The 19,338-nt window shown below is 60.7% G+C and carries 12 protein-coding genes; 10 read left to right on the top strand and 2 right to left on the bottom strand.

Annotated elements, in window-relative coordinates; all coding sequences use genetic code 11:
* Positions 1-61 precede the first annotated feature (61 nt).
* The 8 genes from E6C55_RS02355 (at position 62) to E6C55_RS02390 (ending at position 13,602) form a co-directional block, all read left to right on the top strand.
* Positions 62-922, top strand: coding sequence for an AraC family transcriptional regulator (locus tag E6C55_RS02355; RefSeq protein WP_136368164.1), 861 nt, complete (start codon positions 62-64; stop codon positions 920-922).
* Between the two features lie 140 nt (positions 923-1,062).
* The gene (locus E6C55_RS02360) at positions 1,063-5,118 is read left to right on the top strand and encodes a right-handed parallel beta-helix repeat-containing protein (protein WP_136368165.1); all 4,056 of its coding nucleotides are present in this window, start codon (positions 1,063-1,065) and stop codon (positions 5,116-5,118) included.
* Between the two features lie 44 nt (positions 5,119-5,162).
* Entirely contained in the window at positions 5,163-5,999 is an 837-nt protein-coding gene (locus E6C55_RS02365) for a carbohydrate-binding protein (RefSeq protein ID WP_230986501.1), read from the top strand.
* A 617-nt stretch (positions 6,000-6,616) separates the two neighbouring features.
* Complete coding sequence (locus E6C55_RS02370) at positions 6,617-7,528, top strand: ABC transporter permease (protein ID WP_136368167.1); 912 nt, start codon at positions 6,617-6,619, stop codon at positions 7,526-7,528.
* Between the two features lie 9 nt (positions 7,529-7,537).
* Positions 7,538-8,548 carry a carbohydrate ABC transporter permease gene (locus E6C55_RS02375; protein WP_230986487.1) on the top strand — a complete coding sequence of 337 codons (1,011 nt, stop codon included), beginning with the start codon at positions 7,538-7,540 and terminating at the stop codon, positions 8,546-8,548.
* Between the two features lie 22 nt (positions 8,549-8,570).
* Positions 8,571-10,124 carry an ABC transporter substrate-binding protein gene (locus E6C55_RS02380; protein WP_136368168.1) on the top strand — a complete coding sequence of 518 codons (1,554 nt, stop codon included), beginning with the start codon at positions 8,571-8,573 and terminating at the stop codon, positions 10,122-10,124.
* A gap of 65 nt (positions 10,125-10,189) precedes the next feature.
* Positions 10,190-12,526, top strand: coding sequence for a helix-turn-helix domain-containing protein (locus tag E6C55_RS02385; RefSeq protein ID WP_136368169.1), 2,337 nt, complete (start codon positions 10,190-10,192; stop codon positions 12,524-12,526).
* Between the two features lie 80 nt (positions 12,527-12,606).
* Positions 12,607-13,602, top strand: a complete 996-nt coding sequence (locus E6C55_RS02390) for a glycoside hydrolase family 130 protein (protein WP_136368170.1) — start codon at positions 12,607-12,609, stop codon at positions 13,600-13,602.
* An 87-nt stretch (positions 13,603-13,689) separates the two neighbouring features.
* Here E6C55_RS02390 and E6C55_RS02395 read toward each other — a convergent pair whose 3' ends face one another.
* Positions 13,690-15,558, bottom strand: a complete 1,869-nt coding sequence (locus E6C55_RS02395; RefSeq protein ID WP_168735409.1) for an ADP-ribosylglycohydrolase family protein — start codon at positions 15,556-15,558, stop codon at positions 13,690-13,692.
* A gap of 130 nt (positions 15,559-15,688) precedes the next feature.
* Between E6C55_RS02395 and E6C55_RS02400 the strand changes: the two genes are divergently transcribed.
* The gene (locus E6C55_RS02400; RefSeq protein WP_168735410.1) at positions 15,689-16,573 is read left to right on the top strand and encodes an AraC family transcriptional regulator; all 885 of its coding nucleotides are present in this window, start codon (positions 15,689-15,691) and stop codon (positions 16,571-16,573) included.
* Positions 16,574-17,309: 736 nt separating this feature from the next.
* Here E6C55_RS02400 and E6C55_RS02405 read toward each other — a convergent pair.
* A complete protein-coding gene (locus E6C55_RS02405) occupies positions 17,310-18,230 on the bottom strand; it encodes a nucleoside hydrolase (RefSeq protein WP_136368173.1) in 921 nt (306 codons plus the stop codon).
* 283 nt (positions 18,231-18,513) lie between these two features.
* On the opposite strand from E6C55_RS02405, the gene E6C55_RS02410 reads away from it, so the two are divergent.
* On the top strand, positions 18,514-19,299 hold the full coding sequence (locus E6C55_RS02410; RefSeq protein WP_136368280.1) for a DUF6492 family protein: 786 nt from the start codon (positions 18,514-18,516) through the stop codon (positions 19,297-19,299).
* The last annotated feature ends 39 nt before the right edge of the window (positions 19,300-19,338 follow it).

Raw genomic sequence — 19,338 nt, forward strand, 5'->3', positions numbered from 1 at the left:
TGCCTGAATTCGCGTTATTTTGACCCGCCGGATTGCCGATGCCAGAGAGGAGCACTGCCTTATGACGATTCCGTGCCTTCGGGCCGAGAGGAGCATCGACCGCGATGTCCAGGCCCATTACCGTCTGATCGAATCGGCCCGGCAAGCGACCCCCATGCATACGCACGACTTCTGCGAGATCTTCCTTGTCGTCGAAGGCAGCGTCGTTCATTGCGTCAACGGCGCTCGCCAGACGCTCGAAGCGAACACGCTTGTCTTCGTGCGCGATACGGACGTGCATGGCTACGAGTGCTCAGCGGAAGGAGAAGGCCAATTCCTCAACTTCTCCTTCTATAAGAAGACGCTCGGCGACCTGCTCGATTATCTTGGCGAAGAGCAGCTCCGAAGGGAACTTCTCGCAGCCCCGATGCCGCCGACAATCCATCTGGCCGAGCAGGAGGGAGCCTGCGTCCAGAGGAGCCTGGAAGGCTTGGATCTGACGGCGGCCGCGGACAAGGGGAGAACGAGAATACAGGTGCGGGCGCTTCTGGCCGAGTTGATAGTCCGTTATGTCGCCCCTGCCTTGCAGACGACGCACGAGCACCCCGATTCCGTCCCTCCCGTCTGGCTCGCTTCCTTATGCGCCGCGGTCCGCCATGAGCGCTTGTTCCTGGAAGGCGTCCCCGCCTTGCTGCAGATGTCCGGCAAGTCCCACGCTTACTTATGCCGGGCATTCAAGAAGCATCTGCGCTGTTCGCCCGTCGAATATATCAACGACCTGCGGCTGTCCTACGCCGCCGAGCTGCTCGCGACCACCGATTGGAGCGTGACGGACGTGTGCCTGGAGGCCGGCTTCGATCATATCAGCCACTTCGGACGCCTGTTCAAACGCAAGTTCCGGCTGACCCCCCGCGCTTATGGTTTGCATCGTCGGAGCCTATAGTTTTCACCCGAATATACAGTTTCCTCACCTGCCAGCCCCCCTTACTATCTTGAATGAGAGAGGGGGGAGCGGCGTTCAGCGGCTTCGCGGGACCACTCGGCGGACGTCCCGAATCGCGAATGAGGGAGGATCTGTAATTGATGAGAAAAGGATTCATGATCGGCTTGGCACTAACGCTTCTCGCAGGCAATGCTTCGCTGCAGCCGCAGGTTCGTGCCGAAGAGTCGGTTCCGGCGTATTATGTATCTCTTCAGGGAGACGAATCGGGCGACGGCTCGATCGGTTCGCCGTTCCCTTCGCTGACCGCGGCACGGAACGCCGTGCGAGCGGCTACGGCAAGCGGCATGACCGAGGATATCGTCGTGTATGTGCGCGGCGGCGACTACTACTTGCCGGAGACGCTTGCCTTCTCGGAGCAGGATTCCGGCAAGGACGGCCATACGATCACCTACCGCAACTATCCCGGCGAGAGTCCCGTCCTCCATGGAGGACAACTGCTTACGGGCTGGCAGAGCGTCGGAGACGGCCTCTACCGGGTCGATGCGCAGCAGCTTCGCTTCAATACTCTCTATGAGAACGGCGAACGCAGCATCAAGGCCCGTTACCCGAACAAGGGAGCCGTACGTGAAGGATATCTGCAGATTGCCGAAGCTGCGGCAGCCGGGGACAAGAATCGGTTCCGGTTCGGAAGCGGCGACATTCCTTCCATCGCCAATCTGACCGACCTGGAGGTATACGTCTGGTCCGGCACCGGCATTAGCTGGGACTCGGACACATTGGGCGTCCAGTCCGTCGATTATTCGTCCAGGCTCGTCACGCTCGAGAGCTCGGCGAAGTATGAGCTGGGCCAGGGAGCCCGCTATTACGTCCAGGGAGCGCTGGAGCTGCTCGACGAGCCGGGCGAATTCTACCTGGACAGCACCGCCGATCAGCTCTACTACCGTCCGCGATCGCTGCCGATCGGGAATCAGAGCATCGTAGCGCCCACCACCGACCGGCTGATCCAGTTCAAGGGCAGCAGCCAGACGACGCCGGTCGCCAACATCCGCTTGCAGGGTCTCACGCTCGCCGACAGCGACTTCCATGCGGACTCGCCGAGCGGTCTTGTCTACCTGGAGAACGCGGAATCGATCGAACTGGCAGACAACGAGATTCGGAACAGCGGCAGTCATGCTGTCTACCTGTTCGGCTGGAACCAGAATCATACGTTGACGGGCAACAGCATTCACGATATCGGATACTCGGGCATCCAGGCGCAAGCCTCCTCGGCCTGGGCCTCGCGCTACTACATCAACAAGTCCAATATCATCTCCGATAACCATATTTTCCGCGTTGGGCAGTTGGTAGGACATGGCTCCGGCATCCAGTTGATCGGCAGCGGGGACAACGAGATCACCCATAACCGGATTCACGATACGCCGCGTTACGCCATCAGCATGAAGGGGCTTCCCCCCAAGCAGACGCTCGAACGGGGAACGATCGAGGGCAAGACGGTAACCGCCGCCAACGTCAAGGACTTCAACCATTCGCGCAATAATCTTATCGCCTACAATGATATCTCCGAAGCCAATCAGGACTCGATGGACACCGGCATGATCGAAGCGTGGGGAGCGGGCCTTGGCAACATCATTCGCTATAACCGCCTTCACGACAGCGGCATTCACTTCTCCTTCGGATTCGGCATCTACCTCGACGACTCGACCGACGACGTCACGATCGACCACAACGTGATCGATCACCTGCAGCAATCCGGAGACGGCTCGCTCTATAACCCGATTCGGGCCAAAGGCTACAATAACCGCATCTACGACAACGTCATCGCCGATAACCCGGCAGCTCAACGAGGTGCGATCGGACTATCCGACAATCTTGGCAGCGCTTCTTCCCAGCCGAGCGGTCAGGCCGGCATCGCCCGCAATATCCTGTCCAACAACGGCAGCACGCTGTACACCTTTAGCGATTGGTCGAGCAGCCTCGTGGCCGAGGCGGACTACAACCTCGTCTACAACGGTTCCGGCAGCTATGGGATCGGAGGCATCTCGGGCACGACGGACTTCAGTCAGTGGCAGGCTTATGACAACGGCCGTTATGACAACCATTCCGAAGCGGCCGATCCGTTGTTCCTTGATGCCGCTCAGGCGGATTATCGGCTGAAGGTCGAATCCCCCGCCTATGCGATCGGCATCTCGGGCATCGATACGTCCGTCATCGGCCTGAGCGACGCCTTCGTACTCGGCGATCCCGGAGAATCCCTTGACCGCCTGTATCTCCGCCCCTCCCCGAACGACGGACGGGGGTATGTCGAGATTGCCGTGAACGACTCCTCGGGGCTCGCTCTCTTCGCTCGCACCGCCACCGGTTATGCGGCCGACCTCTCTGGAGACACCGTCATCTACTCGAGTGACCATCCGGAGATCGCCTCGGTCGACTCGTCCGGCATCGTGACCGGCGAGAGCGAGGGCATCGCCCTTATCACGGCGGCCGTGACACGGGGCGAGCAGACGCATACAGCAACTCTGCAAGCTGTGGTCGGCGATTCCCTCACGGGAATCCATATTCGTTCGCCGAGGAATGTGCTCGAGATCGGCGAATCGCTGGCGATTCAGACGGTTGCGGACAGCGTTCTGGGCTACCGCGGCGCGCTTCCGAATAGCCAGATCGCATACTCGAGCCAGCAACCGAGCGTACTCACCGCAACGTCTGCAGGCATCCTGACCGCGGTCGGAGAAGGCCAGTCCGTCGTAACCGCCGTCTATGCAAGCGGAGGCTTGACCTATACCGCCACCGCCCTGGTCACCGTGCTGCCCAGCAAGCTCGCCCGGATCTCGCTGACCGCTCCGACCATCATGACCGAAGGCGAGACGGCAGCCTTTACGCTGACTGGACAGATGAGCGACGGTACGACCGCCGATCTGACAGGGGCGTCGATCGAGAGCCAATCCGTTCCGTCCGGCGTCGTCTCCGTTCAGACAACCGCTTCAAGCGTAACCGCTCTGGCCGAAGGCAGAACGCGGGTGACGTTGAAGGTCACCTTGGATGGCGTATCTGTGAACGGCTTCGCGGATATCGTCGTATTCCCCGCGCAGACGGAACTGCTGCCCTCTCCGTGGGCGCTGCTGAATTACCCGCAAGTTCAAGGATATGCGGAATGGGACCCGAACGTTCCCGTGAGACTCGTCAGCAACGGCGACAACATCTGGGGCGCGTCCGACTCCTTCTCCTACCTGTATAGAGCCGCAAGCGGCAACGACGAGATGAAGAGGACGACGATCTCCGCCGTCGTCCATTCGCTGACGCCGACCGATCCGGACGCGGCAGCCGGCCTCATGTTCCGCGACGGTACGGATGCGGACGCCGATAACGTCAACGTGCGCATCATTCCGAACGGCGGGCTGCGTATGACCTACCGCAGCGCCAAGAAGCCGCAATCGGACTATATCATGGGGCCGACTGTCAGCTTCCCGGCGGAGCTCCGACTGGTCCGTGAAGGCGATACCTTCATCGGGTCTTACAAGAAGGACGGCAACTGGAAGGAATTCGGCCGCGTCTCCGTCGCCATGACGAATACGCCTGCCGCCGGGCTGACCTTGTTCTCCAGAACCGCCCTGCCGGCCGAAGCCAGCTTCGGAAGCATCGCTTACGCACAAGAGGACCTGGTCTGGTCCGGCCTCGATGTCAAGGCTTCGGCCAATCGACTATGGCAAGTCGGCCAGACGACGCAGATCTCCGTTCAGGGAATAACGGCTTCAGAGACGCGTATCCCTCTGCCCGGAGCGGCTTATGCGTATGCCAGCAGCAATGCCGGCGTGTTGGCGGTAAGCTCGACGGGCGAAGCGACGGCAACCGGCTACGGCTCGGCCACGGTGTCCGTGTCGACCGAGATCGGCGGGCAGACGATTGCGGGCGAGACGGTTATCACGGTGACGCAGCCACGAGACGGCTATGACGAGATTCAGGCGGAATCGGCGGACGAGGTCAAGGGACTCGTCAAGTACACGACGATTATCGGAGGCACCACGCCGCAGAGCTGGGCGCGGTACAACGATGTCGACTTCGGCGGGATCGCCCCTTCGCTGTTCGAAGCGAAGATAGCCGTTCCTGCGCAATTTGCGGGCAAGACCGTTCAGGTCCGGAAGGAGGAGCCGGCAATCTCGACCGCTTCCGATTCTATGAAGCCGCCGATCGGACCGAATTAACGGAAGCCATCGAAGAAGCGCAGGAGCTGCTGGACGGCGCTTCGATCGGCAACCAGCCGGGCGAATATCCGCAATCGGCTGCCGATGCGCTGGAAGAAGCCATTGGCGACGCCAACGATACGTTGGGAGACACGACAGCAACCCCGGCCATGATCGACGAAGCCGTCTCCGGGCTGCAGGCGGCGATAACCGCGTTCCAGAACGCCCAACTGCTTCTGAACGGCTTGTCCGTCACCTCGACCTTGCCGAAGCTGTGGCTGATTGGCCAAACGGCGCAGCTCGACGTTAAGGGCGCTTACAGAACAGGCGCTTACGTCGAATTATCCGGCGTCGGCTTCACGTTCAGCAGCAGCAATACGGCAGCGGCCACCGTTGACTCGAGCGGCGTCGTTACCGCCGTCGGTTACGGCACGACCGTCATCCAGGCGTCCGCCGTCATCGACGGCCAGACCTATGCGGGGCAGCTCACGGTTCAGGTCGTCTCGCCGCGCGACGCGTACGCGACGATCCAGGCGGAATCGGCCGATCAGGTCAGCGGCCTGTCGAAGTACACGACGATCATCGGCAATACGACGCCTCAGAGCTGGGCCCGGTACGATAACATCCTCTTCGATCCCGACGTTCCGAATCTGTTCGAGGCGAGGCTGGCCGTGCCTGCGGCCTACGCCGGCAAGACGATCGAGGTTCGCCTGGATAGTCCGACGGGCGCTCTGATCGGCAGCCTCCAGGTACAAGACACCGGAGGATGGGACTCGATGGCCGTGCAGAACGTGTCGCTCACGAACGTACCGTCAGTGACCGGCATACACGATGTTTATTTGACGTTCGCGAACGGCGGAACCGCCAATATCGACTGGTTCCGCTTCGACAAGCCGTCCTGATCGCACGGCGGCGGGCATCGCCGGGGATTCTGCGATTCTGCAATCCTGCGATGCCTGCCAATGCCAACCAAGCCACCCGGCGGATCGCCGGGTGGCTTGTGCTGCTGTATGATCGAACCGCGGAGAGGCTGCCGACGGCCTAGGTTGGATGCGGCAACCGACATTAGCGAGGCGCGATAATGAGCGGTTTGGTGGAGCCGGTTGGAGGGGCCGATGAGCGCGAACTCCGCCTATCGACCGTTCATTCCGCTTGCCGTTCCGTCCGGCATTGCTCTCCTCTTCCCCTGTGTTCTATCCCCTCTGGCGGCATTATGTCTCTTCTCCCTTCCGTTCAGGATAAGGATGTGCAAGGTGAACAGGCTGACCGAAGACCACAGGGCAGGAGCGGCAAGCGGAGGCGGTGGCGGTGGTTCCTGATCCAAGGGGAGAAGAGGCATAAGGGTTTAGAAGAGGGATAGCGCCCTCAGCCCGACGCGGACTTCGGGCTTTTGATCCGAATATACAGCAATCATCGATTCTTACAGTTTATCCGAAGGAAGCCCCCGTGCCACAATAGGCTCGTTCCCGCCACAGCCGGCCGGCGGCGGAAGAACAACGGAAGGGAGAGTCGCCGCATCATGAAGCAAGAATGGAAGCTGTTCCGGAAGAACGGAGCTTTGTTCACCCTGTCGTTGCCAGGCATCTTGTACCTGTTCGTGATCGCTTATCTGCCGATGGCCGGAATTATCGTGGCCTTCAAGGATTACCGGTACGATCTGGGCATCTTCGGCAGTCGATGGATCGGCTTCAAGAACTTCGAATTCCTGTTCGTCTCGGAGTCCGCCTTCGTCATCACCCGCAATACCGTGCTCTATAATCTGGGCTACATGCTGATCGGCACTGCGGCATCGCTGGCGGTCGCCCTCCTGCTGAACGAGATTGCGGGAAGGCTGTCGCGCTTCTATCAGACCGTGATGTTCCTGCCGCACTTTCTGTCGTGGGTTGTCGTCGGTTACATCGCCTATGCATTCCTGGACGCCCAAAGCGGCTTCGCCAATCAGGCGCTCCAGGCTCTCGGCCTCCCTCCCGTCGACTGGTACTTCGATTCCCGTTACTGGCCGTACATTCTGAACCCGGTCCATCTCTGGAAGTCCATCGGCTTCTCCGCCCTCGTCTATTACGCAGGCATCCTGGGCATCGACCCGGACTACTACGAAGCGGCTCGAATCGACGGAGCGAACCGTCTGCAGATGGCGCTCAGAATTACGCTGCCAATGCTGCTTCCGCTCGTGAGCATTCTGCTCATCGTCTCGACGGGGCACATGTTCCGCGGCGACTTCGGCCTGCACTACTTCATCCCGAACAACTCCGGCCTGCTGTACGGCGCGACCGATGTCATCGACACCTACGTGTACAGGGCGCTTAGGGTCATCGGCGATTTCGGCATGTCCTCCGCAGTCGGGCTCTATCAATCCATCGTTGGGCTTGGCCTCGTTCTGGCCGCCAATTATACGGTTCGCAAGCTGAATCCGGACAACTCGCTCTGGTAGGTGATGGCTATGGCTCACAACTCGGTTCGCAATTCGATTCTCGATTCGGTTCGCATTCCGACTCACAATCCGGTTCGCAATCGCACGTCCCATCGCGCCGCGAATATTGTTATCCATCTCTTCTTCCTTCTGCTGACGCTGTTCATCGTGCTTCCTATGCTGCTTATCGCGGCCGTCTCGCTGACGGAAGAGAAGCTGCTGGCCCGGAACGGCTATCGGTTCTGGCCCGAGAGCTTCAGCCTGGACGCTTACCGGTATATCTTCGAAGCGCCGGCGATCGTCCTTCGGGCCTATGGCGTCACTACCGGCGTCACGATTGCCGGCACGCTGCTTGGGCTGCTGTTCATCTCCACGATCGGCTATGCCATCTCACGACGAGATTACCGATATTCGCGAATCACGACGTTCTACGTGTTCTTCACGATGCTGTTCAGCGGCGGCCTCGTTCCCTTCTATATTCTGATGACGCAATATCTGCATGTCCAAGACACGCTGCTGGCGCTTATTCTGCCGGGCTTGCTCAGTCCCTTCTACGTCATGATCATGAAGGGCTTCCTGGACAAGATCCCCCCGGAGATGGCCGAGTCGGCCAAGATCGACGGGGCGGGCGAGTGGACGATCTACTCCCGAATCATCCTGCCGCTGTCCGCTCCGGCGCTGGCGACGATCGGCTTGTTCGTCTCCTTCATATTGGAACGACTGGTTCAACGGGCTGCTGTTCATCGACAACGACAAGCTGATTCCGCTGCAACTGCTGCTGGTCCGAATTCTCAACACGATCGACTTCCTGGCCCAGAACCAGCAATTCGTCGGAGCGCTGGGCATCGACGTTCAGCGATTCCCTTCGCAATCGATACGCATGGCGATGGCCATCGTCGTCACGGGGCCGATCATGTTCATCTTCCCTCTGTTCCAACGGTTCTTCGTCAAGGGATTGACGGTAGGAGCCATCAAAGGCTAAGGGGCTTCGCCCAGGCCGGGCAAATTCCTTCGCCCGACCGGACTTTAAATATTATATAGTTGATCTGGAGGGGTACAGTTCATGAACAGAACACAACGGACACGAATCGCCGCCGCGGTCGCCCTATGCGCGACAATGGCAGTAAGCGCTTGCGGCTCGAACAATTCGAACGGCGCGAGCAATGCGCCCTCAGCATCCCAGCCGTCCGACTCCGCATCGCCATCGGCGGCAGCGGCGACAAGCTCTTCGTCTCCATCCGCAAGCCCCGCGCTTGAAGAAGTGACGCTCAACTGGTATTACCCGCAGCCGTCCGCGCAGGCGGATCAGGCGGCCATCGAGGAAGCCTTCAACAAGATTACGCTGGAGAAGTTGAATGCCAAGGTCAACCTGCATCCGATCGACTTCGGCGACTACGAGCAGAAGATGAACACCATCTTCGCCGCAGGAGCCAGCGACGTGGACCTCGTCTGGACGTCCAACTGGAGCTTCGTGTACAGCAAGAACGCGGAGAAGGGCGCGTTCCTGTCGCTGGGCGGCCTGCTTGATCAATACGGCAAGGACATCAAGGCGAGCATGCCGGACTTCGTCTGGACCGATGTTACGCTCGACGGCAACATCTACGCCGTTCCGAGCTACCAGGTCGCGGCCAAGCGGGCCGGTCTCGTCGTGCAGAAGCGATTCGCCGACAAGTACAACCTCGACGTCTCTTCCATCAAGAAGCTCGCCGACTTCGAGCCCTTCTTCGAGGAGCTGAAGAAGAACGAACCCGATATTGTTCCGTTCGCCATCAACAATAACTTTATGATTTCGGAGCTGTACGGCATCGTTCAGAGCGGCTCCTATGCCTATTATAAGGACGATCCTTCCTTAAAGCTGTTCACCATCTATGAGAGCCCGGAATACAAGGACCACATCGAGCTGGACCGCCGCTGGTACGAGAAGGGTTACCTGAACAAGGATGCGGCGACGATCAAGGACCGCGCGACGCTGATCGGCACCGGCAATGCGGCAGCCTCGATCGACGTTACGATGAAGCCTGGCGGCGAAGCCGAAGCGAAGAAGCAATTCGGCGGCAACGATGTCATCTTCGTCCCTCTAACGGAAGCGGAATTTACCGGTGTCCAGCCGACCATGAACGCCGTCAGCCGCACCTCCGCCAACCCGGATCGGGCGATGATGCTGCTGAATCTGATCAATACGGACAGCGAGCTGTACAACCTGATCAGCTTCGGCATCGAAGGCAAGCACTATACCAAGATCGGTGACAATACGATTCGCCTGATCGAAGGCAGCGGCTATTCCCCGCTCACCAACTGGGTGTTCGGCAACATCATGAACGGCTTCCTGCTCGAAGGCCGGCCGGCCGATACGTTCGAACAGACCAAGGCGCTGAACGAGAGCGCCAAAGTAAGAGCGACCTTCGGCTTCAATCCTCTACTCGACGACGTGAAGACCGAGGTTGCCGGTGTCAAGGCGGTCGAGGAGCAATATATCCGGATGCTCGCCGTCGGCGTCGTCGCCCCGGATAAGGTGCTGCCGGAGTTCATCTCCAAGCTGAAGAAAGCGGGAAGCGACAAGATTCTCGCCGAAGAGCAGAAGCAGCTCGATGAATGGCTGAAGACGAGCAAGAAGTGATAGCGGAGCTCTAGCGAATCGCTCATCCCGACAACAGCTTAGCCATAGAAGGAAGGTAGGCCGTCATGTTATCCAGCATCCGAACCCGCAAATATCTGCACAAAATGGTGCTGACTATCATGAGCTTCGTGGCAGCCTTCCTGGTCGCGATCTCCGGAACGGTGTTCTACTATTCCGATTCGATCGTCCGCCACACAAGAGAAGAAGCGAACCACAAGGTGCTGGCCCAGGCAAGCCTCAATATCGGCTCGATGAACGAGATCGTGAAGACGCTGGCGATGTCCGTCTACTTCGATAACGAGCTGCGCTCCCTCTTCTTCGACCGCATCGATATCGCACAGGTGCTGATGCGGTCGGGCAAGCTGGACAAGCTTGTCGCCTCCAGCTCCTTCCTTCATTCCATCGTCATCTACAATCAGGCGATGGATGCCTATTACGGCGGCGGAGACGTCAGCTTCCTGTCGGATCGGGACCCGGTAATCGAGGCGGTCCGGCAGACCGCCCAGATCAGCCCCGGCAAGATCGCCCACATGAAGCTGGTTCCCATGTATGCCGAGCTGAAGCCGGGCGATGCGGACACGAACGGGAAAGTCGGATTTTTCTCCCTGTTCATGTACGATTCTCTCGATCCTTATCAAGGGGAAAGCATGCTTGTTCTAAACATCAAACCGGAGTGGATCGTCAGCAATATACAAGCGGTCAACCGGTTGAAGGGGTCCTCCTCCTTCTTCCTGATGGATGCGGACAATCGCTCGATCATCGCGTCTTCTTCACGGGACGTCAAGCCGGAGAATGCCGAGCTCGACCAGCTCCTCCGGCGAATCCCTTACGGGCAAGGAGTGTTCGCCTCCTCCGTCCTTCGGGTGGACGACAAGCGATACCTGGCCACCGTCATGGACCTCGCGGACAACCGTTGGAGACTCGTAACCTTGGACAACTACGCGGACATGATGAAGCAGGTCACCATGCTGAGAAGAACCTCGATCGGAATCGCCCTGCTGTTCCTGCTGACCGCCGTCCTCCTCTCTCCGCTCGTCTCGCGCCGACTGTATCGGCCCGTCGAGACCGTGCTCTCGGACATCCGGAAGCTCGGCTCGGCGGACGACGGACAGACCCATCCGGATGAATGGAGCTTCATCCGCGACCGATACCGTGGGGCCATCCAGGAGATGAATCGGGTTAAGCAAGAGAGAAGAGACATTCTGCGAACGTTCTATCTGACCAAGTGGCTGACCGAGAATCTCCCGTTGACGGAAGACGAGTGGGCCAAGCTGCTCGCGGACCACCGGATACCGATCGATCCGAAGCGGCCGATCCTGCTGGCGCTGCTGCGTATCGATCGGTATCCGATGCTGCTTCGGTCCAAGAGCCCGTCCGAGCTTCAGGTGTACCCGTTCGCCGTCGGCAATATCGCCTCGGAGATGTTGTCCAGCCGGTATGTGTGCGTTCCCATCAAGCTTCGGGAGGATCAGTCGGCCCTTCTGATCCAGCCGTCCGGCAACGGGGAGGAGGCCCTGCCGGAGCTGGCGGACTTGCTGCGAGCCACCTGCGACACGGTGCATCGTTATTATCACATTACGTTCACCGGAGCCGTCGGCGATCCCGTTGTCCCCGGCGGTTCACTGCCGGAACGATATCGGACCCTGTCGACGCAACTGGACGGACGTCTCATGTTCGAATACGGGACCGTCATCACGCCGGATAAGGTCCTCGCTCTGTCGAGCGATTACGATGCCGCATGGATCGATGAACTGCACGGCAAGCTGTCCATCGCCATGATCGAAGGCAGGCCGGACGCGGTGGAGCAGGCGCTGAACGCCCTGTTCGACGAGTTGGCCCGATACGATTACGACGGAGTTATTCAGCATCTCATGCAACTCCTGACGACCGTCCGCTTGACGGTCCGGCGAATGGACCAGCACCGGATTCAAGCCCTGTTGCTCCACTACGGCTCGTTGTTCAAAGCGGTCCTGTCCGCGGAGACGCTCGCGGAGGCCAAGGCCGCCTTACTCGCAGCGCTGACCGAGACCGCCGGAGCGCAGGCGCCCCGAACCGGCGAGCGCCGCGAGCTGATCGTGGAAGCCATGAAGGAGATTATCCGGGAGAGCTACTTGGACCCCACGCTGAATCTGTCCGGCATCGCCGCTATGGTCCGCATGTCCGAGACATACGCCGGCAAGCTGTTCCGGGACGCCGAGGGCATGTCGGCCGCCGATTATCTGAACGAGGTCCGGCTGGACCACGCGAAGCGAATGCTCGAAGAGACGGACGACAGCGTCAACAAAATCATGGAGCGATGCGGCTTCAGCAACCAGAGCAACTTCTTCCGCCAGTTCAAGCGGAGATTCGGGACAACCCCGAAGGAGCTTCGCTTGACATCCGCGGTTCTGCCCAGAAGCTGATTACCCGCTCCGAGCATCCGATCTTAAGAATACCTGGACATCCAAGCAGACTTATCGAGCACTCAAGGAGGGGCTTGCCCATGTCGGAACAACGGATCGGCCTCGTTCGATCCCATAAGTCCATCGCGCGTCACCCCGCCAATCCCGTCTTAAGCGCCGCCGATGTGCCGTATCCGACGGCATTGGTGTTTAATGGAGGGGTAACCAAGTATCACGGGAAGTACGTGATGATATTCCGCAACGATTACGGCTCGCTTGCCGAACAGACGCTGCTTCCGCCCGACAGGACGGACCTGGGCATTGCCTTCAGCGACGACGGGGTAAGCTGGAGCGTCCGCCCCGCCCCCTGCTTCCGAATGAACGACGGGGAGATCGTAAGGGCTTACGATCCGCGCCTTACCGTCATGGACGGACGCTGCTATATGTGCTTCGCCGTGGACACCCATCACGGAATCCGCGGCGGAATCGCGGTGACGGACGACTTCGAGTCCTTCGAGGTGCTGTCGCTGTCCACGCCGGACTTGCGCAATATGGTGTTGTTCCCGGAACGGATCGGCGGTCGGTACGTGCGGCTGGAGCGTCCCTTCACGGTGTATAGCCGCGGGCGCGACCGGTTCGACACCTGGATCTCGGCTTCGCCCGATCTCGTGCACTGGGGCGATTCCCGACTGCTGCTGGCCGTCGAGGATGTCCCCTTCGCTAATGACAAGATCGGCCCCGGCGCCCCTCCGATACGCACGGAGAAGGGGTGGTTGACGACGTTCCACGCAGTCGACGTCGATCCCTCCCGAGGCAAGAACGGCTGGGAACCTTACTGGAGAAAAAGATATACCGCGGGAATCATGCTGCTCGATCTGGACGATCCTTCGCGAATCGTCGGTCTGTGCAAGCACCCGCTGATTGCCCCGGAAGCTCCTTACGAGACGGAAGGCGGCTTCCGCAATGACGTCGTCTTCCCCGGCGGCATGGTGCTTGAGCCGGACGGCGAGGTCAAGATCTACTACGGAGCGGCCGACACGGTCGAATGCCTGGCCACCGCTCATGTCGACGATCTGATCAAAGCTTGCCTGGAATAAAAACAAGTCTCCTTCCGGCGAATCGCCGGAAGGAGACTTGTTCATTGCGGATTGCAGTTCAGGAGGAAGGAATGACAGCATTGCTCTTCACGGAAGGAACAGGATGTCCGTCATCGCGTAGTGCGGGCCGGGAGAATCGGTCGCCGCCGTTCCGACCGCCGCAACCGCCGCCTTCAGCGGGCCGGCTCCCTTCGTCACCTCGAGCTCCAGCCGATACGTCCCGGCTTCCATCTCAAGCTCGCAGAACTTGCCGGGCGGCGACCGGTGGAATGCGGGCATGAATTCGTCCTTCGCATCCGAACGAATGTGTTCGCGGCCGTCGATCCGCAGGCTTGTCGGCCCCTCGGTCGCCGCGATCCAGCGGACCTTCCTGCCGGTCGGAACGACGACGGTCGCAGCCGCCTTGTAGACGCCGGGCACCGCAGTTCCAAGCTCGGCTTCGAAGTCGAGCAGATTGCCCGGGAATGCGGCTTCTGCCGTTGTCCCGTCCGGAGCCGCGACCGTCCATTGCATGGCCGGCACAAGCGTCAAGGGGAGCGCTTCGGTGCTCCACACCGTGCCGTCGTGCCGTCTGCGAAGCAGCAAGGTGAGCTCGTACCGGGGGTGCGGAATCCCGACATGAGCCACCTCGACTTCCCAGCGGCGGGTGCCGCCCGGCTCCAGCTCCAGCTTCACGAAGGATTGCGCCGCCCCCTTCCAGCCGGAGGGCAAGATCAGCTCCGCCTCTCCTTGCCATGCGGTTCGGGAGCGATTCTCGAGGGCGAACGCCACTCTGCGGCTGCCGCCCCGCTCGATGACCGGACCTTCCGCGCCGTAATCGACGGTCAGCTCCAGCCCGAGACCGGGCGTCGCCGCGCCTCTCGGCAGCAGATAGCGGTTCTGCCGCGGCGACGGCAGCGGCGTGCTCCCGCCGGGACCGCGGGGCGCGATGCCTCCGGAAGTCGGCTCCGCGGCGGACAGGCTCACGGGCAGTTGCCAAGCGGCGATAACCTCGCGTCCGACGTGCATCGTCCGTTCCGTCAGCTCGTTCAGATCGGCCGGCGCGGGGAACCCTTTGATCGGAGGACTGACGACCACCCGATCGCCCACGGGAGCGACCCACCGCTCGGGCAGGCTGTCCCTGCCCCCGATAATGCCGAGAATCGCTCCGAGCGTAGCGGCGGTGCAGTCCGTATCGTAGCCGCAGTTGGTCGCCTTGAGGAGCGCGTCGCCGAAGTCTTCGCCGTACAGCCAGCCCAATATTGTGAACGCGATGTTCTGGGGAGCGTCCGTGAAGTTGTCGTCGCCGTGATGCTCAAGAATAAGCCGGCGGGCTTCCTTCCACTCGATCCCTTCGGCGTGCCAGGCCAGCAGATCCTTGACCGCCCGCGCCGTCCGGCAGTCCTCGGGGATGTACGACAGCCCGATGCGAATCAGCGCATCCCGGTCCGATTCGACGAACGCCGCGCTCTCGATCGCTGCGAAGAACATCTCTCCGTATACGCCTTCTCCGCCGGCGTGATCGACGATCGCGTCCTCGTAAGCATAGGCTGCGGCCCGTTCCGGGGCCCCCGGAGCGACCATCGCCCAGATCTCGGAGCGGATGGGCGACCCCATGCAGTCCTTGAACGGATTATTGAACCAGCCCGAGATGGGCGCCGTCAGGCCGCGACGCAGGTTCGCCAGCGCATAGCCGTATTCATCGAATGGGAAAAAGATATGCTCCACCCACTCCTGCCCGAGCTCCCTGGCCGTCAGCCGGGCCCCGTACTGTTCCAGCGCGTGCAGCCATACCAATTGGAGATCCAGGTCATCGTTCTCCAACGGCTCGTCGGGAAGCACGGGGTAGAAGCTCAGATCCAGCAGCTCCTTGACTCCTTCGACGGGCACACCCAGCGTTCCCCCGATGTTTTTGCCGAGCCAGCCTCCGTACACCTTGTCATAATAGTCTTGTTCGTTCAGAATAATCTCGTTCACGTCTCGTCGCCTCGCCCTCGGTATCGGTATCGAATATGCGAATTCATCCTTACCCTATCGCACGCTCGGTCCCGATGGAATGGACGGCGTTGAGATCGTGGCGGGTGCCAATCTTAGAGGTGGTGGTCTGATGCTGTTCTCGATAAGCAACCGCACTTGCCTGGAAGTCAAGTGGGCGAACGTCCATCGGGGGGACGAGCGCTTCTACCGAACCCCGCACAGCAATCCTCATTACAACCTGATCATGGTCATCGACGGGCCTGTCTACCTGGAGGCGGCCGGGGAGAAGCTGACCCTTCAAGCCGGAGAGGTGCTGCTGCTGACTCCATGGCAGGAGCACCAGGGCTGGCGAAGCTCGGAGCCGCACTCGGGCTTCTTCTGGGCCCAATTCGCCGCCGAGCCCGGCCTGGGCGTCATCCGCGACAATGCGGAGCCGGAGGACGAGATTCCTCTGCTGCAGCCGGCCGCCAACGACCTGCGGACGTCGCCCGGCGCCCCTCCGCCCCTGCTGTTGCCGCAGCGAATGCGAGCGCAGAGCCGCTTCGAGATTCTGGTTCTCTTCGAGAAGCTGATCGACGAGATGGATCGCCCCCGCGGCTACTACCGCTTCCGCGCGGCCTCGCTGCTCTGGACGATGCTCGAACGGCTGGCCGACGAGACGCTTCGGCAGCGCAACGCCGACACGTCGCTTCCCGCCTCCTTCCTGACCTATCGGAGGATTGTCAACTTCATCGAGGAGTCGTACCGGCGCCCCATCTCCACGGAAGAGTACGGGCATGAGCTCCGGCTGACCTACGAGTATATCTGCCAGGTTTTCAAGAAGTATGCGGGCATCACCATCACGACCTACGTCCAGTTGCTCCGCCTGCAGCAGGCTCAGGACCTGCTGAGAAGAACGGACAAGCCGGTGCAGGACATCGCGGGCGAGGTCGGGTACGAGGATGCGTACTACTTCGCAAGACTGTTCAAGAGAACGACCGGCGTGACGCCGACGGACTTCCGCCGCCGGTTGTGAGGGGCGGGCAATCGGGCGGCGAGGAGTGGCGTGGCGTGTTGCGCGGGGAGTGAGGGGGCGCGAGAGGCGAGGGGCGTGTTGTTGGGAGCGAGGAGCGTTGCGTGGGAGGCGAGGGCATGTTGCTGGGAGCGAGGAGGCGAGGGGCGAACAGCTCGGAGGGGGCGAGGGCAACAAATGCGGAGGCAGCGGAACAAGCTGTCGTTGTACGGATTTCCCGTACATTTCCCCCGCCAACCGCCTCTTCGGAGCGTCGTTGTACGGACTCCTCCACTAACTCCTCCCACGTAGCCTCTCCGCGCTCGAACGATTGGACTTCCTCCACCAACTCCGCCCACCAGCTTCTCCACAACAGGTTTTTCATCACTATGGATGGCCCATGACAGAAAATTTTCATTGTAGGGGGACAACGCTCCCCGGTGACCTCGAAGTTTGCACTTCATTGCCCGGTCCGGGGCCGCCCGCGGCACTTTTTATGCGATTTTTCACATTCGTTGCCCGGTCCGGGGCCGCCCGCGGCACTTTTTATGTGGTTTTTCACATTCGTTACCCGGTCCGAGGCCGCTCGCGGCACTTTTTATGTGGTTTTTCGCATTCATTGCCCGGTCCGAGGCCGTCCATGGCACTTTTTATGTGGTTTTTCACATAAAATGGCCATTTGAGGCGGTTCGGCAGCGATTATATGCGGTTTTTCGCATAAAACGTGAGGGGCTGGGCGATTGCTCAAGAGCCTCTTCGCTCAAATCACCCGCCCGAGAAAATGCGCCAGGAACCCCGACGCGTCCACCTTCACGCAGACGTCGACGTTCGGCCGCTCGCCCGGCACTTCGCGCGTTCGCGCCAGTTGCTCGCCGGCAAGCTCCACGGCCAGATGCATCGGCTCGGTCTCGACCAGCTCCGGCTTCACGACGACGCCGATGGCGAGCGGGTCGTGCAGGCCGCAGCCGCCGATGCCCGGATACGCGTCTTCGTAGAACCGGATGTAGAATTCCGTCATATCCGCGAAGAAGCCGCCCAATTCGGCGTCCTTCTCCCGCCAAGCGGGCAGGCTGGACATCGGCAGCAGCGTCTGCATCGTGACGTCGAGCCCGACGAGCGTAATCGGCAAGCCGGAGCGGAACACGATGTCCGCCGCCTCCGGATCGCTGAAGATGTTCGCCTCCGCATATTCGCTTACGTTGCCCGGCCGCCTCGCTGCACCGCCCATGATCACGACCCGCCCCACCAGCCGGGCGATCTCCGGGTCCCTGCGCACGACATGCGCCAGATTCGTAAGCGGCCCGACGCACACGAGCGTCACCTCGTTCTTGCGGCTGTGCACCGTCTCGATGATGAAGTCGACGGCGCCAAGCGGGCTCTTGCTCTTCGCCGGAGCGGAGAACGTCGCCGAGCCGAGTCCGTGCTCCCCGTGAATATGGCGCGGGTACGCTTCCTTCGTCCGCACCAGCGGCCGCGTCGAGCCTTCGTGGACCGGAACGTCGGAGCGCCCCAGCTTCTCCAGCACGACAAGCGAATTGCGCGTCGCTTCCTCCACCGTGATGTTGCCGAACGTCGTCGTCAGCCCCAGCAGCTCGATCTCGGGGGAACGAACCGCATAGGCGATGGCCAGCGCGTCGTCCACTCCCGTATCCACGTCCAGAATAATCGGTTTGACAGTCATGTATGGTTCCTCCTCGGTGGCGAGCAAGCCTTGAACTTGAGCTTTTCTTCCACCATACCACTTCCGAGCAGCTTCCGCCAAGGAACGACAGCGGACAGCAGACGCGAGGACTAGGAGGCCGCGAGGGGAGGCGGACGCAATAATTCGAGAATCGGCGCACGAACGCTCACTTTCCTCTCCGATTGCGCATAGGATACGCCAGCGATTCGCCACATGGAGAGAGTGAACCTACGTGTATAGTGTCAACCCCTTCCGCTGGGAGAACGGCTCGGCTCCCTCAAGCATCCCGTCAGGCAAAGCGATCGACGTACTGATTCCCGCCATCGAGAAAGACCTTGCGACCCTGCCCCACGTCATCGACAGCATCCGCAAGCACGTTCGCCACCCGATCGGCCGCATTCATCTCGTCTCCCCCGACAGCCGCCCTCTCAAGAGCTTGGCCAAGGCCAAGGGCTGCGCCTTCGTCGACGAGCGCTCGCTGGTAAGCCTCAAGAAGAGCGATATCCGCTACGGCACGAAGCAGTGGGAGCGCTCCGGCTGGCTGTACCAACAGTTGCTGAAGCTGAGCGGAGACACGGTCGGCAAGGAAGCTTACGTGCTCGTCGCCGACGCCGATACAGTGCTGATTCGTCCGCATCGGTTCCTGAAGGGGCGCCGTCCCATTTTCTATACGCGCACGTGGAGTCAGCCCGAGTATTACCGGACCTATCGGAAGCTGCTCGGTCGTGAGCCGACCTCCCCCGTTTCGTTCGTGACTCACTATATGCTTTTCCACAAGAGGACATTGGCCGGGTTAAAAAAAGCGATCGAGAAAAAGCACGGAACAAAGTGGTACGAGGCGATTCTGAAGTGCATGGATCGGAAGCAGCCGTTCGCGTTCTCCGAATTCGAGACGTACGGGAACTACGTATACTCGGTCGCCCCGGGGAGCTGCCTGCTTCGGAGCGCCAAGAACAAGCACGTCCATCGCGCCTTCGGGACGCTGACCGGCGCCGAGCTGCGAACATATTCGAGGAAGTACCGCTCGCTGTCCTTCCACCAGCGCCGGGAGTATTCGAAGCGGGGATAAACGCAGAGAGCCGAACCCCGCTCCCGACATGCGGAAGAA

Source organism: Cohnella fermenti, from assembly GCF_004801405.1.
Taxonomy (GTDB): Bacteria; Bacillota; Bacilli; order Paenibacillales; family Paenibacillaceae; genus Cohnella; species Cohnella fermenti.